At 32.2% G+C, this 24,869-nt stretch carries 25 protein-coding genes and 2 pseudogenes; 19 read left to right on the top strand and 8 right to left on the bottom strand.

Translation table 11 applies throughout. The features are described from left to right. Nucleotides 1–184: 184 nt before the first annotated feature. Both COL05_RS21450 and COL05_RS21445 read left to right on the top strand, forming a co-directional pair. Nucleotides 185–1,111, top strand: a complete 927-nt coding sequence (locus COL05_RS21450) for a GNAT family N-acetyltransferase (RefSeq protein ID WP_098670071.1) — start codon at nt 185–187, stop codon at nt 1,109–1,111. Nucleotides 1,112–1,267: 156 nt separating this feature from the next. Next, on the top strand, nt 1,268–1,780 hold the full coding sequence (locus tag COL05_RS21445) for a GNAT family N-acetyltransferase (RefSeq protein WP_098670070.1): 513 nt from the start codon (nt 1,268–1,270) through the stop codon (nt 1,778–1,780). 36 nt (nt 1,781–1,816) lie between these two features. Here the strand turns inward: COL05_RS21445 and COL05_RS21440 are convergent, their stop codons facing one another. Then, nucleotides 1,817–2,704: a DMT family transporter gene (locus COL05_RS21440; RefSeq protein WP_098670069.1), complete on the bottom strand. Its 888-nt coding sequence runs from the start codon at nt 2,702–2,704 to the stop codon at nt 1,817–1,819. 170 nt (nt 2,705–2,874) lie between these two features. On the opposite strand from COL05_RS21440, the gene COL05_RS21435 reads away from it, so the two are divergent. From COL05_RS21435 to COL05_RS21420, 4 genes are all read left to right on the top strand, one after another. Beyond that, nucleotides 2,875–3,435: a helix-turn-helix domain-containing protein gene (locus COL05_RS21435; protein WP_098670068.1), complete on the top strand. Its 561-nt coding sequence runs from the start codon at nt 2,875–2,877 to the stop codon at nt 3,433–3,435. 359 nt (nt 3,436–3,794) lie between these two features. Beyond that, nucleotides 3,795–3,944 (top strand): aspartyl-phosphate phosphatase Spo0E family protein, encoded by a 150-nt coding sequence (locus COL05_RS21430; RefSeq protein ID WP_000424361.1) that lies wholly within the window; start codon nt 3,795–3,797, stop codon nt 3,942–3,944. Between the two features lie 114 nt (nt 3,945–4,058). Then, complete coding sequence (locus COL05_RS21425) at nt 4,059–4,787, top strand: alpha/beta fold hydrolase (protein ID WP_098670067.1); 729 nt, start codon at nt 4,059–4,061, stop codon at nt 4,785–4,787. Nucleotides 4,788–4,847: 60 nt separating this feature from the next. After that, nucleotides 4,848–6,248, top strand: a complete 1,401-nt coding sequence (locus tag COL05_RS21420) for a protoporphyrinogen oxidase (RefSeq protein ID WP_098670066.1) — start codon at nt 4,848–4,850, stop codon at nt 6,246–6,248. A gap of 99 nt (nt 6,249–6,347) precedes the next feature. Here the strand turns inward: COL05_RS21420 and COL05_RS21415 are convergent. After that, nucleotides 6,348–6,895 (bottom strand): annotated as a pseudogene (locus tag COL05_RS21415) (hypothetical protein). Between the two features lie 362 nt (nt 6,896–7,257). Between COL05_RS21415 and COL05_RS21410 the strand changes: the two are divergent. Then, nucleotides 7,258–7,809, top strand: a complete 552-nt coding sequence (locus tag COL05_RS21410) for a GNAT family N-acetyltransferase (protein WP_098670064.1) — start codon at nt 7,258–7,260, stop codon at nt 7,807–7,809. A 38-nt stretch (nt 7,810–7,847) separates the two neighbouring features. Here COL05_RS21410 and COL05_RS21405 read toward each other — a convergent pair whose 3' ends face one another. Further along, on the bottom strand, nt 7,848–8,033 hold the full coding sequence (locus COL05_RS21405) for a cold-shock protein (RefSeq protein WP_000286198.1): 186 nt from the start codon (nt 8,031–8,033) through the stop codon (nt 7,848–7,850). 86 nt (nt 8,034–8,119) lie between these two features. Beyond that, nucleotides 8,120–8,323, bottom strand: coding sequence for a cold-shock protein CspD (gene cspD / locus COL05_RS21400; RefSeq protein WP_000176368.1), 204 nt, complete (start codon nt 8,321–8,323; stop codon nt 8,120–8,122). Nucleotides 8,324–8,692: 369 nt separating this feature from the next. Between cspD and COL05_RS21395 the strand changes: the two genes are divergently transcribed. Together COL05_RS21395 and COL05_RS21390 are read left to right on the top strand one after the other, a co-directional pair. Next, nucleotides 8,693–9,583 carry a CPBP family intramembrane glutamic endopeptidase gene (locus COL05_RS21395; RefSeq protein ID WP_098670063.1) on the top strand — a complete coding sequence of 297 codons (891 nt, stop codon included), beginning with the start codon at nt 8,693–8,695 and terminating at the stop codon, nt 9,581–9,583. Between the two features lie 22 nt (nt 9,584–9,605). Continuing rightward, nucleotides 9,606–10,247, top strand: coding sequence for a nucleoside/nucleotide kinase family protein (locus tag COL05_RS21390; RefSeq protein WP_098670062.1), 642 nt, complete (start codon nt 9,606–9,608; stop codon nt 10,245–10,247). A gap of 34 nt (nt 10,248–10,281) precedes the next feature. Here the strand turns inward: COL05_RS21390 and COL05_RS21385 are convergent, their stop codons facing one another. Continuing rightward, a complete protein-coding gene (locus COL05_RS21385) occupies nt 10,282–11,043 on the bottom strand; it encodes an arginase family protein (RefSeq protein ID WP_098670061.1) in 762 nt (253 codons plus the stop codon). 316 nt (nt 11,044–11,359) lie between these two features. Between COL05_RS21385 and COL05_RS21380 the strand changes: the two genes are divergently transcribed. Together COL05_RS21380 and COL05_RS21375 are read left to right on the top strand one after the other, a co-directional pair. Then, complete coding sequence (locus tag COL05_RS21380; protein WP_098670060.1) at nt 11,360–12,133, top strand: HAD family hydrolase; 774 nt, start codon at nt 11,360–11,362, stop codon at nt 12,131–12,133. A gap of 103 nt (nt 12,134–12,236) precedes the next feature. Continuing rightward, nucleotides 12,237–12,842 (top strand): PRK06770 family protein, encoded by a 606-nt coding sequence (locus COL05_RS21375; RefSeq protein ID WP_098670059.1) that lies wholly within the window; start codon nt 12,237–12,239, stop codon nt 12,840–12,842. Between the two features lie 59 nt (nt 12,843–12,901). Here COL05_RS21375 and COL05_RS21370 read toward each other — a convergent pair whose 3' ends face one another. After that, entirely contained in the window at nt 12,902–13,768 is an 867-nt protein-coding gene (locus COL05_RS21370; RefSeq protein ID WP_098670058.1) for a LysR family transcriptional regulator, read from the bottom strand. 129 nt (nt 13,769–13,897) lie between these two features. On the opposite strand from COL05_RS21370, the pseudogene COL05_RS21365 reads away from it, so the two are divergent. Then, nucleotides 13,898–14,941, top strand: a pseudogene (locus COL05_RS21365) (aspartate-semialdehyde dehydrogenase). 68 nt (nt 14,942–15,009) lie between these two features. On the opposite strand, the gene COL05_RS21360 reads toward COL05_RS21365, so the two are convergent. Beyond that, on the bottom strand, nt 15,010–15,441 hold the full coding sequence (locus COL05_RS21360) for a hypothetical protein (protein ID WP_098670057.1): 432 nt from the start codon (nt 15,439–15,441) through the stop codon (nt 15,010–15,012). Nucleotides 15,442–15,724: 283 nt separating this feature from the next. Between COL05_RS21360 and COL05_RS21355 the strand changes: the two genes are divergently transcribed. After that, complete coding sequence (locus COL05_RS21355) at nt 15,725–16,831, top strand: C45 family autoproteolytic acyltransferase/hydrolase (protein WP_098670056.1); 1,107 nt, start codon at nt 15,725–15,727, stop codon at nt 16,829–16,831. Nucleotides 16,832–16,897: 66 nt separating this feature from the next. Beyond that, nucleotides 16,898–17,161 carry a hypothetical protein gene (locus COL05_RS21350; protein ID WP_142337608.1) on the top strand — a complete coding sequence of 88 codons (264 nt, stop codon included), beginning with the start codon at nt 16,898–16,900 and terminating at the stop codon, nt 17,159–17,161. A 92-nt stretch (nt 17,162–17,253) separates the two neighbouring features. Here the strand turns inward: COL05_RS21350 and COL05_RS21345 are convergent, their stop codons facing one another. Continuing rightward, nucleotides 17,254–18,156, bottom strand: a complete 903-nt coding sequence (locus COL05_RS21345; protein WP_098670054.1) for a LysR family transcriptional regulator — start codon at nt 18,154–18,156, stop codon at nt 17,254–17,256. Between the two features lie 159 nt (nt 18,157–18,315). Here COL05_RS21345 and COL05_RS21340 point away from each other — a divergent pair, with 159 nt between their 5' ends. From COL05_RS21340 to COL05_RS21320, 5 genes are all read left to right on the top strand, one after another. Then, entirely contained in the window at nt 18,316–19,002 is a 687-nt protein-coding gene (locus COL05_RS21340) for an MOSC domain-containing protein (protein WP_098670053.1), read from the top strand. Nucleotides 19,003–19,263: 261 nt separating this feature from the next. Continuing rightward, nucleotides 19,264–20,148, top strand: coding sequence for a GNAT family N-acetyltransferase (locus COL05_RS21335; protein ID WP_098670052.1), 885 nt, complete (start codon nt 19,264–19,266; stop codon nt 20,146–20,148). 33 nt (nt 20,149–20,181) lie between these two features. After that, entirely contained in the window at nt 20,182–20,778 is a 597-nt protein-coding gene (locus COL05_RS21330; RefSeq protein WP_098670051.1) for a DUF1349 domain-containing protein, read from the top strand. A gap of 222 nt (nt 20,779–21,000) precedes the next feature. Next, nucleotides 21,001–22,755, top strand: a complete 1,755-nt coding sequence (locus COL05_RS21325) for an ABC transporter ATP-binding protein (protein ID WP_098670050.1) — start codon at nt 21,001–21,003, stop codon at nt 22,753–22,755. Beyond that, nucleotides 22,748–24,544 carry an ABC transporter ATP-binding protein gene (locus tag COL05_RS21320; RefSeq protein ID WP_098670049.1) on the top strand — a complete coding sequence of 599 codons (1,797 nt, stop codon included), beginning with the start codon at nt 22,748–22,750 and terminating at the stop codon, nt 24,542–24,544. The genes COL05_RS21325 and COL05_RS21320 overlap by 8 nt, the downstream gene beginning before the upstream one ends. Nucleotides 24,545–24,869 lie beyond the last annotated feature (325 nt).

Below are 24,869 nucleotides of genomic sequence, written 5' to 3'. Positions count from 1 at the left end.
AGTGGGGGATGAACAAAACCTCCACTGATTAAAGTTTCACTTTATTAATACGAAGTAACAGTGGAAAATATAGGTTGATATGTAGTTTAATAGTAAATATAGTTATTAATTTTAATTTTCTTTATTTTGTAACTATATATTGCGTAAAACTTCTTATCTTGTAACAATGAAGGGGAAAACAAAAATGACAATAATATCTATAGAAAAAGCTACAATTTTAGATGCTGAAAAGTTAACAGAAATAATGACAAAAACATTTGATGAAGAAGCAAAACGATGGCTATGCGGTCAAGGTAATGGTATTGACTATAACATCCAACCACCTGGCTATTCTTCAGTAGAAATGATGAAATATTCGATTGAAGAGCTGGATTGTTACAAAGTGATAATGGATGAAAAAATAATCGGGGGAATTATAGTTACAAACTCCGGTAAGTCATACGGTCGAATTGATCGTATTTTTGTAGATCCTGTTTATCAAGGAAAAGGAATTGGATCACATGTTATTAAATTAATAGAAGAGGAATATCCAAGCATAAGGATTTGGGATCTCGAAACATCTAGTAGACAACTTAATAATCATCATTTTTATAAAAAAATGGGCTATGAAATAACTTTTAAATCTGAAGATGAGTATTGTTATGTAAAAAGAATAACTGTAGAGTCAGCTGAAGAGAACCTAATAAAAAATAAAGATATGAAAAATAGCCAATACGAAAACTGTAATCTTGCAAATACAGAGTATTATCAAGTGAATTTAAAAAACGGTTCTTTTGTTGGTAGCGATATGATGAATATGAAGATGAGTAATTGTAATGTGAGTCAATCAAATTTTAGAAATATAAATTTTAGAAATTCTTCATATGCAGATTTAAATCTTTCTGGTAGTAAATTTGATTTTGTGACTTTAGGTGGAGTTCAATTTAAAGATACAAGTCTCGGAGAAGATAAAGATCCTATTTCATTTAATAGATGTGATTTAGAAGGTAGTACGATTAGTAATAGTAATCTGAAAAATATTGAAATAGAAAATTGTGATATATCCGGTATGAAAATAAATGGTATTCCAGTTGAAAATCTACTTGAGTTATATAATAAAGTAAAAAGTTAACCTGTAATTGGTTTAGATAAGGCGTTCGTAAATCAGATGATACACTGAAATAATTGTGTAAAAATAACATAAAGAAACATAGAAGAGAAGGAATTTCACCTAGAGGTCTAGAATGGAAAGAAAACTGTACTGTAATGAATATGGAGGGAAGAAATTATGGGGATCAAAGTAAGAGCGGTAGAAATTCAAGATGCTAGAGCAATTCATCGTATATGCATACAAGATGATGTTTTACCTTATATGATTTTCTTACCTAGCATGCGTGTAGAGGCAATGGAAAATAGAATTCGTAATTTAGCGCCAAATCAATTTGAATTTGTTGCAGAGTATGATGGAGAAGTTGTTGGATTTGTTGGATTAACCCAAAGCCCTGGACGTAGATCTCATTCAGGGGATTTGTTTATAGGGGTAGATAGTGAATATCATAATAAAGGCATTGGAAAAGCGCTTCTTACAAAAATGCTTGATTTGGCTGATAATTGGCTAATGCTAGAGCGAGTGGAACTAGGTGTTTTAGAAACAAATTCGAAAGCGAAGTCGCTATATGAAAAATTTGGATTTGTAGAAGAGGGAGTAAAGATAGGGAATTTGAAGGCTCACGGAAAGTTTATTAATGAAATTATGATGAGTCGTTTTAGACCTGATGGTTTAATTGTACATAATGGATAGTGAAAAGCATGACATTATACTGTCATGCTTTTTTTGTTAGTTGCGATTCGGCAGTTTTGGTTGCATTAAAAATAATGCTAAACCAATAAAAATAACTGCAATGCCTAGTCCTTGTTGTAAAGAAATCGTTTCGTTTAATATAAAGTACGCTAGTATACAAGTTCCAATCGTTTCTCCTAAAATGCTCATAGAGATAACAGTAGCGCTCATCCATTTTAATAACCAATTGAATATTGTTTGACCTAAAATTGTTGCAACAAACGCTAAGCCAATAAAACACAACCAAGTTTGAGCAGAGTAATGGATGAAAGATTCTTGCTGCATGTAAGCAAATATACCAAGAAAACAGGCGCTACTTCCATAACTAATTACCGAATATGGTATAAGTGATACATCTTTACGAACATGTTGGCTAATGAAAAAGTAAGCTGTAATAATTCCGGCCGCAATAAACGCTAAAATATCTCCGTATAAAGCTTCTCCGCTACTTTGGAAGTCTTGCCATCCAATGATGATACTTCCAGAAATAGCGATGAGGCAACCAATAACTGCGCCTTTCGTAAATCTCTCTTTAAATAGAAAATAACCGCCAACCATTGAAAATAAAGGTTGTAACGTTACGATAACTGTAGAACTTGCTACAGAAGTATATTGTAAGGATTCAAACCAAAGTACATAATGTGCTGCCAAAAATAAGCCAGATATGAATCCGAATCCCCATTGTCTCCTTGTTACTGTTTTTAGCTCGCTTCGATTATTTTTATTAAAAAGTAACAAGGGTAACAGAATTAGTGCAGCAAAGAATAAGCGATAAAAAGCAATGATAGCCGCAGGAGCATCGGCTAATTTTACAAAAATCGCTGAAGTTGATAAGGCGAATACGCCGAAAAATAAGATGAAATATGAATGAATAGGTGATTTCACAGTTTGTTCCTCCGATACAATGTTTATTATAATGAACTTAATGCGATATAATGTACAAAAGTAAGTATATAAGTCCTTGAGGCGATAGGAAAGAATTATTTGCCTTTGTTTACTATGTCAGCACAAAGGCAATGAAAGATGCAATATGATGGACGAAAGGAAGTTTTACTATGATACATGATAGAATTGGACAAACTGTATTAAGTTATCGTAAGAAAAATAATATGACAATTCGAGAATTTGCTAATTATGCAGGGATTAGTACTTCATTAATTAGTCAAATTGAACGAGGAAATGCGAATCCTTCTTTAAGTGTATTGGAATTAATTGCGAAAGCATTAAATGTTCCACTATTTACACTTTTTATTAATGAGATTGATACAGATTCTCTCATATCTAAGAAAAAAGATCGAAAAAAAGTATATCGGGAAAATAATGATCACATTGTATATGATGTATTAACACCGGATTTTATGAAGGCGCGTATTGAAATGTTAATGATGGATTTAAATAAACAAGCAAAAACAACGGAAAGTCACTATTCACATGAAGATAAGGAAGAGATTGCTGTTGTTATGAAAGGGGAAGTGTATGTGGAGTTAGAAGGAAAAGAATATTTTTTAGAAGAAGGTGATGTTGTACGTATTCCGCCAAATGTAAAACATCGTTTTTTGAATAAAAGTGATGAATCTAATCATATTTTATTTGTATTGACACCATCTTTAGGATGAGTATAAAGTGATTTTTATTACGGAGGATAGAAAGGTGGTCTTTCAATTATTGCTCAATGTAAAAAACAAACAAATGATATTTGGCATGCACATTTCGGACATGTCTTTAAATTTTCATTTAGTTATTTTGATCATATTAAGAGGGCTCCAAAATATAAAGATATAACATTAGAGAAATTCCGATTTGTTATTCATACGTAATGATGTCTAATGAATTGGAAAAAGAGTTAGTTTTTTGTTGATAGTATATTATTTTTATATTTGTAAGATTTTACATACGTATTTTACTTTTACTAATTCTGTAAATAGGCTATACTAAAATACATACATTTTAGTATTGGAGAGAGAAGTAAAACGACATGGAATTAGTGAAATTGGAAAAAGTAATTGAAATAAAGAAAGAAGAACTTTTATATTTAGTATCGGATTACGGAATTCAACATGAAAAAGTATTGGCATTAAGTCAAGAAATAGACAAATTGATTAATTACTTTATGTTTTTAAAATAGAAAGAACTATGACATGATGTGAAAATGTTATAGTTCTTTTTTATTTGGAAATTCAAATGTATATTCTATATACTAATAATAGATAGAATATTCTGTTTTAGGGGAGAGGGATACATGATATTACATACGTACATTTCAGGCGAAGGAGAACCAATTGTGCTTTTACACTCTGGTGGTATGACAGGTTTAGTAGAATATGAAGAGCAGGTAGCATTTTTTCGAGAAAAAAATTATCAAGTCATTCGTCCTGATTTAAGAGGGCATGGAAAGTCAGGGGGGACATTGGAGAATTATTTTCTAAGTTCCGTAAAGGATTTACATGATACGTTAATGCATTTACGAATTGATAAATGTCATATAGCTGGTGTTTCACTGGGAGGATTAATCGCTTTACTATTTGCAAAAAACTATCCAGATAGAGTGAAAACATTAACTTTTTCAGGTATCTTTCCAGTTAAGAGAGAAAATTGGGAGGAGTCTCAGGAGTATGAAGCGAAGTGTCATCAGCAATTGATGGAAAATGAAGAGGTTGTAACTTATATGAATCAAATTCATGAAAAAAGTGATTGGAAAGCATTGCTTGAATCGTGGCAAGTTAAAGATTGGTACCCATTCGACGAAACTGGTGATGTAGCTAATCTTCAAGTACCTACACTTTGTATTGCTGGGGGAGATTCAGAAGATGAAGTTGTAGCTGCTACAACGTTCAAACAATTAAACGACAATATTCATATTGCTGTTATTCCGTTTGCTGGTCATTTAGTACATAATGATCAACCGGAAATCTATTCGAATATATTGTCTAATTTCTTACAGAATACGCAAGCTGCTAGTCGAATATAAGGACTTTTGGGTATAATAAGAAAGGAATTATTAATTGTATCGGTTAGGAGCGCAGCACATATGAAAACAGTTGTGGTTATCGGTGGAGGTATAACGGGACTTTCTACTATGTTTTATTTAGAAAAATTGAAAAAGGATAATAATATCGATTTAAATTTAATCCTTGTAGAAAAAGAAGAGTACTTAGGTGGTAAAATCCATAGTGTAGAAGAAAAGGATTTTATTATGGAATCAGGAGCAGATTCTATTGTTGCTCGTAATGAACATGTTATGCCACTTGTAAAAGATTTAAATTTAGAAGAAGAAATGGTGTATAATGAAACGGGTATTTCTTACATATATTCTGATAATATTTTACATCCAATCCCTTCAGATACTATATTTGGGATACCGATGAGTGCCCGATCATTGTTTAGCAGTACGTTAGTATCAACAAAAGGGAAGATTGTTGCTTTAAAAGATTTCATAACGAAAAATAAAGAGTTTACAAAAGATACTTCACTTGCTGTATTTTTAGAAAGCTTTTTAGGGAAAGAATTAGTGGAAAGACAAATTGCTCCGGTGCTTTCAGGTGTATATTCTGGTAAATTGAATGAACTTACTATGGCATCGACATTACCGTATTTACTGGATTATAAAAATAAATATGGAAGTATTATTAAAGGTTTTGAAGAGAATAAAAAACAGTTTCAATCAGCAGGAAACAAAAAATTCGTATCATTTAAAGGTGGACTATCTACGATTATCGATCGTTTAGAAGAAGTGCTGACTGAGACAGTTGTTAAGAAAGGTACTGTAACGACAGCTGTAAGAAAACAAGGTGATCACTATGAAATTTCCTTTGCAAATCATGAATCAATCCAAGCTGATTATGTTGTCTTGGCAGCTCCGCATGATATCGCAGAATCTTTATTACAGTGTAATGAGTTAAATGAGCAGTTTCATACATTTAAAAACTCATCTCTTATAAGCATTTACTTAGGATTTGACATACTAGATGAACAATTACCAGCGGACGGCACAGGATTTATCGTAACGGAAAATAGTGATTTGCATTGTGATGCTTGTACATGGACAAGCCGGAAGTGGAAACATACATCTAAAAAACAAAAGTTATTAGTACGAATGTTTTATAAGAGTACCAATCCAGTATATGAAACGATTAAAAATTATAGTGAAGAAGAATTGGTACGAGTCGCTTTATATGATATTGAAAAGAGTCTTGGAATTAAAGGTGAACCAGAAGTAGTTGAAGTTACAAATTGGAAAGATTTAATGCCGAAATATCATTTAGAACATAACCAAGCGGTTCAAACATTACAAAAAAAAATGACGGATCTTTATTCGAATGTATACTTAGCTGGCGCTTCATATTACGGTGTCGGAATTGGTGCATGTATTGGAAATGGAAAGAACACTGCAAATGAAATAATTGCAACATTAAAGGAACCGTCAAAATAGAATACATATATAAATAAAATGTCCCTCCAATATACTGAAGGGACATTTTATTTATCCCACTTTAATGGGCAGTAAGACCCCACTGATTAAAGTTTCACTTTATTTCACTTGAATGGAGATTTTTTTATTAGTTGTATTATTCTCAGTAATCGTTAATGTTATATTTCCGGACTCTTTAAATGAATAGGGTGAGAGTTGATAAAGTTCTTTTATACCGTGTTTCTCTTTTAATGTATTAGCAGGAAGCAATACTATGTTCGGTTTCCATGATTCTTGTTTACCTGAAGGATAGTTTACTATTATTTCTGGATTATTTAATTGTATTTGTTGCCAAGAGACAAAATGTAGTTCAACTGCTGTATCTTTTTTTAGTAACTCTTCTGAGAAATATCCAAGTTCTCCAATATTACCGAAAACAGTAAAGTTTTGATTTTGAACTTCGATATCTAAATGTTTAGGTTGATATGTTGCTGCGTGATAGATTCCGTAGGAAAGTGAAAGAGTGGCGGCGATTAAAATGCTGATTGAAAATGTTTTAAAGCTATTACCTTTAAAACTAGTCATCATGAATGAGTTGGGGACGAATTTTTTGCAAATAAAAATATGAGTAATATGAGCAAGAGGGATAAGCCGATGAATATATACATAGAAAATTTACACCTCCGCAATAAAGTTATAACTATATTTTACCATAAATGTATGGGTTAGGGTGTTGTTTTAGAAGGGAAAAGTGAGCAAGGATTCGAATTTATAAGACATATTATTAGGAGCGGAGTGATGGAAATAATACAATTAATTTTAAAACTAGAGAATAAAGAGATGATCATAGTATTTTGATTATCTCTTTATTCTCTAGTCATATAAAAGTAAGAAGGGTTACTCTTAGTTCGTATTGAATTAAGAGAATAAGCTTCTCTTGAAATATTTGATTAATGGGACATTAAGGACTTTCCTAATTTAAAATATTTTTTCTGCTATAATGAATGAGTAGAAAGAAAGGAATGATTCTATGGCATTTCCTATATTAGAAACTGAACGTTTGCGTTTAGTTGAAATAGAACAATCTTATTGTCAAAAAATATATGAAATCTTTTCGTTGGATGAGGTAACATGTTATTACGGTATGAATTCTTTTACAGAGTTTGGACAAGCTTCACGTATGATTGAATCTTTTTCAAAAAATTATTTCGAGAAAAAGGCGATACGATGGGGGATTGTATTAAAAGAAACAAATACTTTAGTAGGTACAATTGGGTTAAATAATTTACAACTATGGAGTAAACGATCTGAAATTGGATATGATTTACATCCTCATTATTGGGGGAATGGTTATGCTTCAGAAGCGGCCGGGGAAATTATTCGTTATGGATTTCAAGATTTAGGCTTATTTAGAATTGGAGCTATTACATACCCTGAAAATGTTACTTCTTGTAAAATGTTATCTAAAATAGGCTTTCATAAGGAAGGGCTATTACGTGGATATATTCATCAAGGAAATAAGCAACATGATGCACTGCTGTATTCTATAGTTCGAACGGATGTAGAGGAAATAAATTTATAACAAAAAACCCCTCTTTTAAAAGAGGGGTTAAGTAAAAGTTAACCTAACTTAGGTAATAAACGTTCTCCGCTTTTCATGCTACTTTTACATAAAGGGCATTTAGGCTCTTCTTCAAATGAAAAGTTCTTTCTCATCCATCCTAAACAATCCTCTGCTTCACATTCCCAAACAGGGGTTTGTTCTGGTGGTACTTCTGCTACATCGTTCTTTCGATTGCGATACATGTAACCACTCCTTTTATGTAAAAAATTTTAGTTATATATTAAAAAGGTTGTTAACCGTGCTGGTAACAACCTTTTTATTGTTTGAATTATAGCTTTACAACGTTTTTAGCTTGAGGTCCACGGTTACCGTCTTCAACTTCGAAGCTAACTTCTTGACCTTCGTCAAGAGATTTGAAGCCGTCGCCAGTGATAGCTGAGAAGTGAACGAATACGTCGTTACCGCCTTCAACTTCGATGAAACCGAAACCTTTTTCGCTGTTAAACCATTTTACTTTACCTGTTAATGTCATGGTAATGCCTCCTAAAATTTAAAAAGATTACAATATGATCGGCCTTATTTGAATGAAAAATAAAAGTTCACATATTATCAAAAACCCATAAGGAGTATAAAATGTTCCTGATTGATACTTGATAATATGCAAAGAAAATATATTGTTAAATTGACCTTAATTACTATCTTACAACAAATGGTGAGAAATAGCAAGTGCTGGTAATACCAGTGAATAATCTTGGTGATAATAGTAAAACGCACAAAGTCATCTCTTTTATTTATATATTATGCCTAATTTGGTTTTATGCTAAACAGAGAACATTTTTTGGAACTTTGTATTATAGAAACGATATATAGTATTGATATATTTGTTATGGAGGCGAGAATATTGCAATTTACTCAATTTAAAATAATTGAAGCAGCTAAAGAAGGCAGAAGAAAAGTTCATCCTGTATTCGCTGTTATACTTGCAATTGTATTTTTAACTTTAGGTGAATTGTTTATGTTATTTATGCTGTTTTTGCCGAAAGCAAAAACACTTTTAATGAAGGCGATTTATAGTGATATTGAGATGATATTGACGTTTGGCGGGGCTATATTTTTTGTTTTTTTATGGATTAGATTGGTAGAGAAAAGATCAATTTTATCCATTGGCTTTTGGAGAAACGAGTGGATTAGAAAATATTTGAGAGGTGCATTATTAGGTTTTCTTTTCATTTCAATACCAGTCTTGCTACTTTTAATAACAGGAAATGTACAACTAGAAATGCAAAGAATTACACCGACTGCCATACTTGGAATTGCAGGATCTTTAGTTGCTTTTTTAATACAAGGCGCAACAGAAGAAATCGTTGTTCGAGGCTGGTTATTTCCAGTCCTTTCCGTTAGAAGTCGTATATGGATTGGGATTGTTGTTACTTCTTTTTTATTTGGTTTTCTTCATTTACTAAATCCAGGTATTACAATTCTTTCAATATCGAATATAATATTAGTTGGTGTATTTGCAGCTTTTTACGTTTTGAAAGACAGTAGTCTTTGGGGGATATGTGCATGGCATTCCATTTGGAATTGGGCACAATATAACGTATTTGGTTTTGCAGTTAGTGGAATGACAATGTATTCTACACCACTTTTTAAACCTGTCACAAACGGATCGGAATTCCTTCATGGAGGTTCGTTCGGGATTGAGGGGAGTATCATAACGACAATATTGCTTTCGATCGCTTCAATTGTTTTATGGAGACAGTTATGGGGGAGAAAAGTGAAGCAAAGAGATTAACTTAATGAAGGTGGGAGAAATTATGGGGATTATAGCGTTTGAGGGAGCAAGTGCGGTTGGTAAGAGCACTACGTGTCGTGAGTTAGAAAAAAATTATGGTGCTTACATTATACCTGAAGTGAATGTATTATTTGAAAGACCAAAAAACGAACATAGAACATGGTATCTTGAAAAGCAAGTAGAGCGCTGGAAAAGAGCAGTGCAGAAGTCAAAGCAATATGAATTAGTAATACTTGATGGCGATATTTATCAGCCACTTAGTTATAATTGGTGTTTCCATTTTGAAATATTTGATCAGCCATTATCTTTAATAGAAAACTTTTATAAAGAAAAGCTGATCAATAAGGAAATTGGTTTTCCTGATCAATATTTTTATTTATATACAAATAATGAAGAACTGAGAAAACGGAAAGAATCTGACGAGACAAAAAGAAGAAGAAACTTTGAAAAACATTTACATATATCAAAATCGTTTCAACGTTATTATGAAAATTTAAATACCGTTACAGACGGGTACTGCAAAATGATTGACGCGAAAAGTGTAAAATCGAATGAATTAGAAATTGTAAATAGTTTGAACTGTTTACATGTGTGTGAAGAGAGCCGTTTTGATGTTTCGAGGTTAGATGCGATTACGAAATGGTTAAAAGAACAACGTGCATAAAAACAACGAGCGCCTTATAAGGCGCTCGTTGTTTTTATGTATTATATATTGAATTTAAAATTTGTAAGTTTGCTTTTTCATTTTTTTTAATAGCATTTTTATATTTAGCTAGAAAGAGCTGAGAAGGGTAAACGGGTAGTTCCCCACAAATATCGATACCATAGACATTTTTATTCTTAATAAGAGAATGAATGCATTTTAAAAGTGTAGAGAGTTTCATTTGCCCTTGATCCCAATTCGTAATAGTTACTTTTGAGTCTAAAACATCTTTATCGATGCTTACATATATAGTGCTTGTATGAATATGCGAAAGTATTGTATGTGTAGATACTTCGTTTGACGTATCTATTGGGAACACTTCTACGCATGAATAATCATTGGAATGAATTGTTAAAGAAGAAGGTCCAATCATAATTACTTTCTTTAATTTCGGGTTATTTTGAAGAGCGAACGATACCCATGACCCGCAAGAAATAAGAGTATGTTCCTTTTCTTCTTTTAAGTTCATGTCAGTGTGATGATCAAATAAAATAAGGGTAAATGGCTCAACTATTTCTTTTAGTAGTAAATAAGATACATAATGATAATTTCCAGAACCGATAAAAGTGACTCCTTTTTGCTTTCTACGGTTTAACTCCTGTTTTATCCGCATTAAAGAAGGAGGCTCGCAATACAGGTTTGCGTGCTCTAAATAACTAAAATCAATATCTTCATGTGAATAAGAATGAAGTATATTTTGTAATAAGTATGTATCATCAAAGTTTAAAAAAGTTAAACCGCTATACAATAAACTCATATTTATTCATCTCCTTTATATGTAGGCTAGCATATATTTTTATGAATTTAAAACGAAATGCTTAGAGGTGGATGTGCATTTGAAAAAGATGGGGAATTTTTACAGAATAATCTTTCAATTTATAAAGAAAAGAAATATAATATGAGGAAATATATATGTGGTTGAGGAAATAGAGACTATGTAATAAATGAAAATGAGACTTGAAATGGAATTGAGAAAAAAGTAGGTAAAGATTAACTACCTACAAAAGCTCAGTTAATTCAACGAATAATTAATTTTTTAAGTTATTATTTGTGAAAGGGGAATTAACGTAAGTATGAAAAAGATTATTATTTCAGATCTTGATGGGACTTTATTAAGAAGTGATAAAACAATTTCAGAGAAATCTATAAATATTTTAAGGGAATGCAAAAATAATGGAGACGAATTGATTTTTGCTACAGCAAGGCCACCAAGAGCTATAAAACAGTATATCCCCAACGTGTTAAAGAGTGAGATTATAATTTGTTATAACGGGGCTTTAGTTCTTAAAGGTAATGATATTTTATATGAAATGAAGATTTCTAAAAATAACATTTTAGAAATTATAGAAATAGCAAAAAAGTATCATCTTCATGAGATTTGTCTTGAAATAGGTGATAAGTTGTATTCAAATTTTGATGTTACTGATTATTTTGGTAATGTACCATGTGAAATTATGGATGTAAGAGAGTTAAACTTTGAAAAAGCTTCTAAAGCAATTATTTGTACTAAAAGCTCAATAAACAAGGAGTTCATTAAAGAATTGCCTCGTGAATGCAAGGCGGTAATTACAGATGACGGGACATTATGTCAAATTATGCATGCAGATGTTTCAAAATGGAATAGTATTCAACATGTTCTACAGCACTTAAATCGAGACGTCTCTGAAGTAATTGCCTTTGGAGATGACTACAATGATATGGAAATGATAGAGAAGTGTGGGATTGGTGTAGCGATGAGCAACGCTGTTGAGGAATTAAAGACAGTCGCTAAATTTATTGCTAAAAGTAATGATGAGGATGGAGTTGCTATATTTTTAGAAAGTGAAAGTTATGTTTATGTAAAATAGTATGAAAAAATAAATTACGGTAGGTTGTGAAAAAAAGAGATGCTATATCTGTTTTTGATAAACAGATTATTATGAATGGGGCATGTGGGAGGAAACAAGCAAGATGAAAACATTATTTAAAATAATAGGTATTATAGCTGGTATGGCGGTAATTGGCGTAGGTGTAACATATGGTATGCTGTATTATTTGAATAATAGTAAACCAGCTGCGAAAAAGGTATCACCAGCCGCGCCGGCTGCAGAAGTACTAGCTGATAGCAATGTAAAAGCTGAAGATGCAAAGCTTTTAGAAAATGGCAATCATTCATTACCGAATAGTGGTTTTAATAAAAATTTTAAATGGACAGATGAAAATATACAGACAGCATTACATGAAATGGCACATCAAAAAACGAAAGCTGATCAAAAGTGGGGTTATATTTTTATTACACAAGAACGAATTGAAAGTTTGCTTGATATTGTAAAGAGTAATGATCTTGTACAAGGAAATACATATGCAGACATTTTAGAGAGGTGGAAACAAGGGAAATATGAAAAGATGGACGCGGATCACAATAAGGTTTGGAAACTACAAAGCGGGAATTTAGGTGAAGGTAAAGGAGTAATGTCAGAAGCGGAACAAAAAGAATTAATTAATCAAGTGTTTATGCAAAAAGGTACCTATTCAGGCAGTAAATTAATTGCAGGCGGGGGACAGACTAATAAATAAGATAATGTTGGAGGAGAGTAATTGCTTTTTAGGCAGTTACTCTTTTTTGTGTGCACTTTTTAGTTTTTCTCTAGTAAGGAAAGAAACGATTGTAAAACGGGTGAAATCCATCTAGATTTATGATAGATTACATGGCTTTGAATAATTGCTGGTGTTTCAATAGGATGAAAATAGAGTTGCTCTTTTTCACAACTTTCTTGTACAACGATGTAAGGAAGAATTGAAATTCCTAACTCACACATGACAGATTGTTTAATGACTTCAACGTTGGAAGTTTCAAATGTTTTAGCTGGAATATTTCCGCTTTGACGTAAAAAACGATCTACCATCGGTCTATAGCCGCAGCTTTGTTCTGTAAAGATAAATTGAGTATCATTTAATAAACAAAATGGATTCGAGTGTGTAGAGTAATGGGGAGGTAAAATCCATCCAAATGTCTCATTACAAAAAGTACGCGTAATAAAATCATTATGTTCCATACTTTCTCCAATTATGAAAATAACATCTGATTCTCCTTCACGCAGCTTATTCAGTGCTTGTTTGTTTGTAGTTGTTTCCAGTACGATATTTACTTTCGGATTTTCCTGTTTGTAAGTATGTAATAATTGTGGTAATCGGTACACTGCTAATGATTCGTTAGATGTAATACTTAATGTTCCCTCTAAATTATCACTATTTTGAGGGATTTCTTGTGCTTTTTCATAAATAGCAAGTAACTCTAGGGCATAAGGATGAAATTGATGACCTGCTTTTGTAAGAAGTACTTTTTTCCCTAATCGATCAAAAAGAGGGAGGTGTAAATCGTTTTCTAATGCTTTCATATGCGCTGTTACAGTAGATTGCGCATAACCTAACGCATGAGCTGCTTTAGAAAAATTACCATACTTAACGATGGCACAAAAAGTTTTAACATGTCTCATTTCCATAAGCGATCCCTCTTTTATTATCATGATTTGTGAATGATTATATCACATATTTCAATTTTCCAAATGATTAAATTCTTTATAAAATGAAATTATAGAAAGATTCATTTAAGTTATATTGGAGGAGAAATGATGATCAAAAAGGGCTATCATGTAGCTGTAGTTGGTGCTACAGGTGCAGTAGGACAGAAAATTATTGAACTGTTAGAAAAAGAAACTAAATTTAATATAGTTAAAGTGACATTACTTTCGTCAAAACGATCCGCTGGCAAGGTAGTTCAATTCAAAGGACGAGAGATAATAATACAAGAGGCAAAAGCAACTAGCTTTGAAGGGGTAGATATTGCCTTTTTTAGTGCAGGAGGAGAAGTTTCTAAACAATTTGTTAATCATGCAGTGTCTAGTGGTGCAATCGTAATTGACAATACGAGTGAATACCGAATGGCGCGTGATGTACCACTCGTTGTTCCAGAAGTAAATGCTCACGCATTAAAGGAGCATAACGGTATCATAGCAGTTCCGAATTGTTCAGCATTACAGATGGTAACAGCTCTTTAGCCAATACGAAAATCATTTGGTGTAGAACGAATTATCGTTTCAACGTATCAAGCTGTATCAGGATCAGGAATTCATGCAATTCAAGAATTAAAAGAACAGGCTAAGTCAATGCTTGCAGTTGAAGAGGTTAAGAGTACGATATTACCTGTGAAAAAAGATAAAAAGCATTATCCAATTGCATTTAATGTACTGCCACAAGTAGATATATTTACAGATAATGATTATACATTTGAAGAAGTAAAAATGATTCAAGAAACGAAGAAAATTTTGGAGGATCAAAACTTGAAAATGGCAGCAACTTGTGTGCGTGTTCCAGTTGTTTCAGGACATTCAGAATCTGTTTATATTGAGCTTGAAAAAGAAGCTACCGTTGCAGAAATAAGAGAAGTACTGCTAGATGCACCAGGTGTTATATTACAAGATAATCCTAATGCACAGCTGTATCCAATGCCGTTATATGCAGAAGGGAAAATAGACACATTTGTCGGGAGAATTAGAAAAGACCCTGATACGCCAAAAGGGTTCCATCTTTGGATTGTTTCCGATAATTTATTAAAAGGTGCTGCTTGGAACTCAGTTCAAATTGCAGAAACGTTGGTAGAGGAAGGTATTATTTAGTATAGAATTAAACAAGTACTATAAGAACTAGGAAACTATAGATTCCTAGTTCTTACTTTTGTGGAAATTTAATATAAATTAGTTTTTATAGAGTTTTTATAAATATCTATCTTATTCGCGGGAAATATTAACGTTTTAGGTTCTTTATTAATAGTAAGATTTATATGAATTGTTACAGGTAGTTCAAGCGTTTTTACTACATCTTCTAAAGCAATATACTCACCTTCTGTTTCATTATAGTAAACAACAGATCTAATTAATACCTCTTCATGTTCTATATCAATTTCGCACATCATAGGGAATTTTTCATCATTATGTAAGAATAATTCGCCTAGTACTATTGAACCGTTTAGCTCTTCTGTAAAGTTAGTTGTTGCCGCTGGTTTCACCCATGTTTCATCATATTCTTCGTTTTCTTCTTCATCTATTGCCCATTCCCATATAGGGTTTTGTTTCAAATCTTCAATTGTTAGTTCAGCAATCGGTTTGCAATTGCTCATAAATATGTTCTCCTTTTGTACTGTAAAATAAGTTTTTATTACAATAATTAATTGATTACTTATAAGTGGACTCAATATAGAATTTTGCTCATTTAATATTAAACTACTTTATTTTGAAATAAAGCTATTACGGTAATAGTAACAAGTGTCTAGATTTCTATCAAATAATTATTAGAAGAGATTTTTAAATGGGATGGTGTTAAGGAGGATAGTAAAAAACATCAAGAATGAATAAAATTCATTTGGTATGATATGGATATAATCAATGCGAGGGGGAAATGTGATGTATGAAGTAAAGGGGTATTTTTCATCATTAAAAGGAAGTTATTATGATATCGGAAAGCAACAAGGAGAGTTTGTGAAAAATCATCCATATCTTATTCCGCAATTCATACAACAAGAACATATAGTATCAGATAACTATTGGACAGAATCTAGAAATATATTACATCAATATAGTCCTGGAATTAATGAAGAAATTGAAGGTTTTTGTGAAGTATTGAAAATTCCTGCTAAACATATGATGTATTATTATCAAACATTATTAAAAGCAGGATGTAGTCATTGTGTCGTGTTACCTAAAAAAACAGATGCAAAGCACACATATGTACTAAGAAATTATGATTTGTCTCCAAAAATAGATGATATGCGTTTTTGCTCGACGCATGTTGAAGGTGCATATGTGCATAGTGGCTTTTCTACTCAATATTTTGGCCGAACAGAAGGGGTTAACGAGCATGGGTTATCTGTTACATTTTCAGCATGCGGTCAGCCAGTAGGAAATATTGAAGGTTTACGAAAGCCAGCGGTAAGTGGTTTACAATGTTTTGCAGTAATTCGAGTATTATTGGAGAAATGTAAAAATGTGCAGGAGGCGAAATTACTAATAGATGAAATGCCAATTGCAAGTAATATTAATCTAATTGTGGCGGATTCTCTAGACGCAGCGCGTATTGAAATATTTGACGGGTATAAATCCATAACCACAATTGATGAGGAAAGTCATGATTTTATCGTATCAACAAACCATGCGATTAGTTTACCTATTCAAAAATTGAATAATAGAAGATTAGAACAATCAACAAACAGATATCACACATTGTATGAATATTTAAATGAAAGTGAACTGGTGAGTATGGAGTCTTTAAAAGGATTAGTAGAAAAAGAGTATCCTACTGGGCTGACAGTACACAATTATGAAGAATGGTTTGGAACCTTACATTCTGTCTTATTTGATTTACATAATCGTACAATGAATATTTGTTTTGGATCTCCACTTTTTAACGACTGGTACTCATTGAAAGTTGGAGAAAGTCTTCCGTTTTCTAAGGTGAATGTGAACTTAAAAAATAAAACGTATGCTGACTTTTGGAGGGAAGAACGTTATTAATTGATTCCAAAAAGAGAAATGGGGTAATATGGTAATAGTAAGACCTACATACGGGAGGGAATGCCATTGCTAAAAGTTATATTACCGATTGTTCTTATCTTATTTGTTGCCGTTTCAATGTATATTACTTATGAAAAAAGAAAAAAAGCAGGGGTAAAAGGATTGAAGAGTGCGTTAACTTCAATTTGTTTCTTTACATTAGCAATCTTAAATTTGTTTGCATATTGGTTTAACTTTAGCGGGATTTTTATTTGGTTCATTTCAATTGTTTTATTGCTAGATGGAGCATATTTTACGAAATATATTCCAATATCTAAAAAGGTACATTGACATTTATATGAGTTTAAATATTTTGTTTTGAAAAGAGATGATTCTACTAAGTCGTTGTGAAACGGGTTCATAGGATCATCTCTTTTGTTCGTTTAGCTTTGTAAAGAATGCACCGTTCTTTTTAGTTGCTCAATAAACTCTCGAGTTGCAGCACACATATATTTATCTTTTCTATAAATAAGTCCTATTTCTATTGTTGGAGTAGGATTTTCTATTTTAATAGCTCGAATGTTTTTATTTTGTAAAAAGTCTATATATGGTTTTGGTAACGCTGTAATTCCCATTCCTTTTGAAACCATTTGGATTAAAGATTCCATCGTACTAATTTCTAAAATTGGTTTTGGTTTAAAGTTGAATTTTTGACAATGAGATGTAAATAGTTCGGTTAAAAAGAAATTTTTAGGTAAAAGAATGAAAGGGGAGTTCTGTAATTCAGCAATAGATACATGATTACGTTCAGCTAATCGATGACCGGTTGGTACGACTAATGTAAGTTCACTTTTGTATAAGGGGATAGAAATAATCTCCTTATCTTGCACTGGGAGAAATGTAATGCCAATGTCTAGTTCATTTTGTAATAATTTTTCACGAATATCTCCGGTGCGAAGCCCTAATACAGAAAGTTCTATATTGGGATATAAATGATTGAAATTTAAAATAGCTGGTGGTAGTAAGTAATTTACGACGGTTAACAAAGAACCAATTGTTAAGGTACCTTGCTGTAATCCGTTTAAATCTTGAATAGCAGAACGAGCTTGTTCGATTTCATGAAAAATGGTTTTACTATGTAATAATAAAATCCTTCCTGCATCAGTTAAAGATATTTTTTTACCAATGCGATCGAAAAGCGGCACTCCTACTTCATGTTCTAATGCACGTATTTGCTGACTGAGAGAAGGTTGTGAAATATTTAGTTTCTCAGCTGCTTTTGTGAAATGCAATTCTTTTGAAACAGCTAAAAAATATTCAAGTTGTCGTAATTCGATTGGAATCACCTCAAGTGTAATGATAGGTTATACCTATCATTATTATATAAATAATTGGATTGAACAATGATTTTCTGGGTTTTATAATCAACTTTATATTACAGAGGTAATAGTGAAAACAAAATTGAGAATGAAAAGTCATGTTACACCTTTAAAGGAGGAAATATAATGGGTAATGAATATCAATTATTATCTTTAAATATAGGGTTGCCAAAAGAGGTTACATACGGCGGAAAGGTAATTCATACAGGTATAAATAAAAAACAAGTAAAGGAACCGGTGTTTTTATCCTTTGTGAAATTTAATGGGGATGGCCAGGCGGATTTGGTTCATCATGGCGGAGTAGATAAAGCGGTGTGCGTATATTCGGCGGAACATTATGACTACTGGGAAAAGGAGTTGAATCAAGGTCTAGTATATGGAGCATTCGGAGAAAATATAACAATTAGTGATATGCGTGAAGAGAATGTTTGTATTGGTGATACATTTCAAATTGGAGAAGCAATTGTGCAAGTAACGCAGCCAAGACAACCTTGTTTTAAATTAGCAAAGAAATACAATATTCCAAAGTTACCATTATATTTTCAAGAAACAGGATATACAGGGTTTTATTTTCGTGTATTAGAAGAAGGTTGGGTATCACCTGTTAATACATTAAAGTTAATAAAGTCTGATTCGAAAGGTATTACAGTAGCATTTGCTAATCGTATTATGCATAAGGAAAAACAAAATATGGAAGGGTTAAAAAGGGTCTTAGAAGTACGTGCGCTTTCTACAAGTTGGAGAAATACATTTGAAAAGCGAATGAGGGGAGAAGAAATTAATACGAAGGAGAGACTAGAAGGAAAAAAATAATAAAAAATATTTTTTTATAAATAGTGTATTTCTATGAGTAAAAACGAAGTAGAAAGCACTATTTTTATATAATAAACTTATTAATATTCGATAATCTTAATATTTTTTTATTCGACTTATTTTCGAATAGTCAAAACATAAAATTAATTAGACTCTTTTTTTATATTTTATGATAGTATATTGATTGGTAAGACCTATTACATTAAGAGCAGGTCATATAACTAAATCTAATTTGATGGAATTAACGTATGGAGGGACAACATGGGGAATGTTGAAATTTTTAAAAAACTTCTTTTAGCAGAACCGAAAAGAGAGCAGTTATTTCCTTTATTTGAAGAAGTGTTTGGAATTACAATTCAAACGTTGAATGATTTTTCAGAGAGAGGTTATTGGGACGATACATACAAAGCTTTATCATTTTTACATGATGATAAAGCGATTGCAAATGTTGCGGTATTTTCGCTACCATTGCTAGTAAATGGTGAAAGAATAAATGCAGCGGGCATTCAATCGGTAATGACACACCCTAATTTTCGAAGACAAGGACTCATGACACAATTAATGAGTAAAATGATAGAAGAAATCGATAAGAAATGTGAATGTACATTATTGTTTACAGAAAAACCTGAACTATATGCATCATTTGGGTTTAAAGTTGTGCAGGAGTATTTAATGACTATTCTATATAATAAAAAGAATAATAATGATTCTTTACTTAGAAAGTTAGATTATTACATGGAAGAGGATAGAAAGTTAATACATGAAACTATTGATAGTAGCCAAAGACTTTCAAATAATTTTTCAACATTAAACTTCCACCCTTCGTTTTATTTGAATATATATGATTCGGAATGGAATGAGAAATTGTATTATTCAGAGAAACTAGATGCTCTAATTGTGTATGAAGTAGATAATGAAAAGTTGAAATTATATGGAGTATTTGCACCAGTAATTCCAGTTTTAGATGAAATATGCGGGGAAATCGCCGAAAGGTTTACAGAAATCGAATTTTACTTCTCTCCAGATCAATTAGGGATTGAGGATGTACAGTTTACAGAATTACAGTCTAGTAAGTATTTAATGGTTCGAAGTAATAAAGAGTTAGATTTTAAAGGTTATAAATTCCCAGTATTAGCGGAGTTTTAAATATTTGTATAAAGGTTTTATTATGGAGGAATTATGAATATATCATATATACCTAAACATGTTGAGCAGCTCACTATAATGAATGTCCCTGAATATTATAAAATTAATGACAAGCAGGCGTTTATTGTCCGTTCGAAAGCAGAAACAGATTTTTGGCTTAAAACACATTATGGTTTTGAAGTCATGAATGGTCATGTATTTTATAATGAAATGATGACAGACTTTCAAGCTGAAGTACAATTGTGTATGAATCCAAATTCAAAATACGATCAAGCAGGTCTTTTTGTTATGATTTCAGAAAAGTGTTGGTTGAAAACTTCATTAGAGTATATTCCAGATGGCCCTTCTCATTTAGGAGCTGTCGTAACGAATAATGGATATTCTGATTGGTCAACACAAGACTTTCCAACAGAATTAGCTAACGAGCAACTTCGTTTTCGAATTGTTCGTAAACGTGGCGATTATATAATATATGTAAAAAAAAGCTGTCAATGGGAACAAATAAGAATCGCTCATTTGATGGAGGATATAGGGAATGCACCTGTTAAAATAGGTTTTTACACGTGTAGTCCTTCTAAAAACAATGGATTTGAGACTGAGTTTTTAGATTTTACAATTGAAGAGATATAGATGAAAAACCGTATTCTTTCTACTTAAGAATACGGTTTTTCTATTTGCGTAATATAAAGCACATTTATTGACCAGAAAGTCATAAATGCTTATCATTTAATAATGTTAAATATTAATTTACATAATATAATAGAAATAAGAAAGAAATTACAAACTACATCGTTTAAATAAGGAGGGTATGAATTATTAAATGGTAATTTCATAGGAAAAAGGAGATTATGTATGAAATCATTTCGCAAGTTATTACAGTATTTAAAACCATACATGTTCTTCGCTATTATTGGACCGCTATTTATGGTACTTGAGGTTGCGATGGACTTAATTCAACCGACTATTATGCAACATATTATTGATGTTGGGATAGCAAACCGTGATTTGAATTATGTAATAAAAATGGGGCTTCTTATGATAGGAGCTGCAGCACTCGGTTTAGTTGGAGGACTTGGGTGCATGATGTATTCTACAAAAGCAGCAGTTAATTTCGCTACAGACATACGAAAAGATGTATTTGCGAAAATAGAAACATTTTCTAGTGAAAATCGTGATTCATTTGGAACTGGGAAATTATTAACGATTGTGACAAATGATATTACTTCAATTCAATCGGCGATGACGATGACATTACGTGTTCTTGTTCGTGGTCCTTTGTTATTTATAGGAAGTATAATAATTGTTTTTGTAACAGCACGTGAGTTATTTTCTATATTACTCATAGTCGTTCCAATTTTATTGCTTGCGATTATATTTATTGCAAGTAAAGCGAGCGGAACGTTCAAAAAAGTGCAAGAAGCATTAGATAAAGTGAATACAAAGTTGCAAGAAAATTTATCTGGTGTACGTGTTATTAAAGCGTATGTAAGACAAAAATATGAAATCACTCAGTTTGGAAAAGTAAATACAAATTTAACGAAGATAAATATTCGAGCAGTGCAGCTTATTTCTTTAATGATGCCAATCATTATGTTAGTTGTAAGCGGCGGGATTGTCGCAACATTATGGATCGGTGGAGAAAAAGTATTTAATGGAACGCTTCAAGTAGGAGCTATATTAGCGTTTATTAACTATTTGAATATTATTTTAATGTCACTTATGTCTATCAGTATGGTATTTATGCAAATCGCGCGAGCATTTCCGTCCGCGGATCGTGTACAGCAAGTTTTAAATACTGAGGTTGATATTAAGAGTGAAACAAATGCGCTTGTACCTAAGAAAATTGACGGGCAAATTGACTTTAAAAATGTTAGTTATAGTTATACGAAAAATAATGAATATGTTTTAAAAGATATTTCATTTCGCATATGTAAAGGTGAAAAGATAGGGATTATCGGTTCTACAGGGAGTGGTAAATCTACTTTAGCAAAACTGTTACCGCGTTTATATGATGTTGATCAAGGTGAAATATGCATTGATGGAATAAATGTTAAGGCGTATGATTTACAAAAACTTCGTGCTTCTATAGGCTTTGTGCCTCAAAAGGCATTGTTGTTTTCAGGTAGCATAGAAGAGAACTTACGTTATGGTAAAGAAGATGCAACGAAGGAGGAACTTGAAGTAGCAGCTTCAGCAGCTTGTGCGACTGAGTTTATTAATAAGCTAGAAGATTCATATCAATATCATTTAACACAAGGTGCAACGAATTTATCAGGCGGACAAAAACAACGTGTATCAATTGCAAGGGCACTTGTGAGAAAGCCATCTATTCTTATATTAGATGATTCTACATCTGCAGTAGATGCTAAATCAGTATCTAACATTCAATCGGCATTAAGAACAGAATATAAAGGAACAACAACATTATTAATTTCCTCTAAAATTTCATCTATAATAGATGCTGATAAAATTCTCGTTTTAGATAACGGTGAATTAGTAGGTGATGGTACACATGAAGAGCTGTTAGAACAATGTGAGATATATCAAGAAATCTATCTTTCCCAAGGTGGTAATTTATATAAAGAAGGTGGGAAAGAACATGCGTAATTTCCAAGGGCAGTTTGCAAATAAAGGTGGGCGTAACGCGCCTAAGATGGGTAAAGCTAAAAATACAAAAGGAACTGTAATGAGAATATGGAACTATATGGGCTATCAAAAGGCTGCTCTTACGTTCGTTATATTTTTAGTATTTATTACGACATTACTTGGGTTATTAGGTCCGTATTTAATGGGAGTAATTATCGATCAATATATTGTACCGAAAGATTTAAGCGGTACGGCGAGAATGTGTTTGTTACTTATCGCGATTTATGGTGTAACAGTATTGTTAACATGGTTACAAACATTTGTTATGGTTAACGTTGCATTAAAAACGATACAAAAAATACGACAAGATATTTTCGAGAAAATCCAAACGCTTTCTTTACGGTTCTTTGATGTACGTTCTCAAGGGGATTTAATGAGTCGTGTGACAAATGATATAGATAATTTGAATCAAGCGTTAACACAAAGTGTTGTACAAATTATTTCATCAGCATTAACCTTTATAGGTGTAACAATTGCGATGTTCGCATTAGATTGGATTTTAGCAATTGTTACACTAATTACAGTACCTATTATGTTTTTCGTTACAAAAAAATTAGTTGCTTATAGTGGTAAAAACTTTGCAAAGCGTCAAAAAGACTTAGGAGAATTAAATGGTTTTATTGAAGAAGCTATAACTGGAGCGGATGTTACAACGTTATACGGGAAAGAAAAAGAAACTGTACAAAATTTCAATAAAATTAATGAACAACTCAGAATGTCTGCTACGAAGGCGGATACATTTTCAGCTTTTATTTTTCCAAGTATGAACTTTATAAATAACTTAGGTATGGGGCTTGTAATTGGGACTGGATCAGTAATGGTTTTAAATGGAATGACAACAGTAGGTGTCATTGCAGCTTTTATTAATTATTCTCGTCAATTCTCAAGACCGCTTAGTCAATTCGCAACTTTAATGAATACGATTCAATCAGCGGTTGCTGGTGGAGAACGTGTCTTTGAAATTATGGATGAAGTACCAGAAATCCAAAATAAAAAAGATGCGTTCATGGTACAAAATTTACAAGGACATGTTGGACTTGAGAATGTTACATTCGGTTATGAGGAAAATAAAATGATTTTAAAAGAAGTGAGTCTTAAAGCACAGCCAGGGGAGACAATTGCTTTAGTTGGTCCCACAGGATCGGGTAAAACAACAATCATTAATTTACTAACTCGCTTTTACGATATACAGCAAGGGCAAATTCATATCGATGGAAAAAATATAAAAGATTATGATATAAATTCGTTACGAAGTAAAATAGGGGTAGTTTTACAAGATACGTATTTATTTGCCGGGACAATTATGGATAATATCCGTTATGGTCGATTAGATGCTAGCGATGAAGAAGTAATTCATGCAGCTAAGGCAGCATCTGCGCATTCTTTTATAAAGCATTTGCCGAATCAATATGAAACAAAAATTGCATCAGAAGGATCAAATTTAAGTCAAGGACAAAAACAACTTCTTGCGATTGCACGGGCAATTTTAGCAGATGCAGATATATTAATTCTTGATGAAGCAACATCTAATATTGATACGAGAACAGAATTACAAATTCAAGAAGGACTAAAAAATTTAATGAGAGGTCGAACAAGTTTCGTAATCGCTCATCGATTGAAAACGATTGAAAAAGCAGATCAAATCCTTGTTATAAAAGATGGAAGTATTATGGAAAGAGGGAATCATGAATCTCTTATGGAAGATAAAGGTTTTTACTTTGATCTATATACGAGTCAGTTTAAAATTTAATAAAAACTTTAATAAGGTGCGGTTTCTCTAGAACGGAGAAACCGCATTTTTATATTTGTAAACATTACTATCTAAATATTCGTTCACTAAATGTTTTAACTGCGTCTTTCTTGCATACAAAGTAAAACATACGAATGGTGGCAACCTTAATGAGTATTTCACGTTCTATTTAAATGTTTTAATGATTTATTAAAAAAAGACACTGTTTCCAGTGTCCCAACTTACTACGAGAGTTTTATCCCGCATTAACAGGCAGTAAGACCCCCACCTCAAAATTCAGCGGAAGCAAAGAAGTTAGATGGGGGTCGGGCTGCTCGTAAAAGCC

Origin of the sequence: Bacillus sp. AFS059628 (assembly GCF_002571225.1) — a bacterium.
In the GTDB taxonomy this organism is placed as follows: Bacteria; Bacillota; Bacilli; order Bacillales; family Bacillaceae_G; genus Bacillus_A.
Note: the sequence above shows the minus strand (reverse complement) of the source record. Positions and strands in the feature narration are given on the sequence as shown.

Bases quoted from the DNA above. Each gene is read 5' to 3' on its own strand.
- COL05_RS21450 (WP_098670071.1), top strand. From the start codon at position 185: ATGACAATAATATCTATAGAAAAAGCTACAATTTTAGATGCTGAAAAG.
- COL05_RS21445 (WP_098670070.1), top strand. From the start codon at position 1,268: ATGGGGATCAAAGTAAGAGCGGTAGAAATTCAAGATGCTAGAGCAATT.
- COL05_RS21435 (WP_098670068.1), top strand. From the start codon at position 2,875: ATGATACATGATAGAATTGGACAAACTGTATTAAGTTATCGTAAGAAA.
- COL05_RS21430 (WP_000424361.1), top strand. From the start codon at position 3,795: ATGGAATTAGTGAAATTGGAAAAAGTAATTGAAATAAAGAAAGAAGAA.
- COL05_RS21425 (WP_098670067.1), top strand. From the start codon at position 4,059: ATGATATTACATACGTACATTTCAGGCGAAGGAGAACCAATTGTGCTT.
- COL05_RS21420 (WP_098670066.1), top strand. From the start codon at position 4,848: ATGAAAACAGTTGTGGTTATCGGTGGAGGTATAACGGGACTTTCTACT.
- COL05_RS21410 (WP_098670064.1), top strand. From the start codon at position 7,258: ATGGCATTTCCTATATTAGAAACTGAACGTTTGCGTTTAGTTGAAATA.
- COL05_RS21405 (WP_000286198.1), bottom strand. From the start codon at position 8,033: ATGTATCGCAATCGAAAGAACGATGTAGCAGAAGTACCACCAGAACAA.
- cspD (WP_000176368.1), bottom strand. From the start codon at position 8,323: ATGACATTAACAGGTAAAGTAAAATGGTTTAACAGCGAAAAAGGTTTC.
- COL05_RS21390 (WP_098670062.1), top strand. From the start codon at position 9,606: ATGGGGATTATAGCGTTTGAGGGAGCAAGTGCGGTTGGTAAGAGCACT.
- COL05_RS21385 (WP_098670061.1), bottom strand. From the start codon at position 11,043: ATGAGTTTATTGTATAGCGGTTTAACTTTTTTAAACTTTGATGATACA.
- COL05_RS21380 (WP_098670060.1), top strand. From the start codon at position 11,360: ATGAAAAAGATTATTATTTCAGATCTTGATGGGACTTTATTAAGAAGT.
- COL05_RS21375 (WP_098670059.1), top strand. From the start codon at position 12,237: ATGAAAACATTATTTAAAATAATAGGTATTATAGCTGGTATGGCGGTA.
- COL05_RS21370 (WP_098670058.1), bottom strand. From the start codon at position 13,768: ATGGAAATGAGACATGTTAAAACTTTTTGTGCCATCGTTAAGTATGGT.
- COL05_RS21360 (WP_098670057.1), bottom strand. From the start codon at position 15,441: ATGAGCAATTGCAAACCGATTGCTGAACTAACAATTGAAGATTTGAAA.
- COL05_RS21355 (WP_098670056.1), top strand. From the start codon at position 15,725: ATGTATGAAGTAAAGGGGTATTTTTCATCATTAAAAGGAAGTTATTAT.
- COL05_RS21340 (WP_098670053.1), top strand. From the start codon at position 18,316: ATGGGTAATGAATATCAATTATTATCTTTAAATATAGGGTTGCCAAAA.
- COL05_RS21335 (WP_098670052.1), top strand. From the start codon at position 19,264: ATGGGGAATGTTGAAATTTTTAAAAAACTTCTTTTAGCAGAACCGAAA.
- COL05_RS21330 (WP_098670051.1), top strand. From the start codon at position 20,182: ATGAATATATCATATATACCTAAACATGTTGAGCAGCTCACTATAATG.
- COL05_RS21325 (WP_098670050.1), top strand. From the start codon at position 21,001: ATGAAATCATTTCGCAAGTTATTACAGTATTTAAAACCATACATGTTC.
- COL05_RS21320 (WP_098670049.1), top strand. From the start codon at position 22,748: ATGCGTAATTTCCAAGGGCAGTTTGCAAATAAAGGTGGGCGTAACGCG.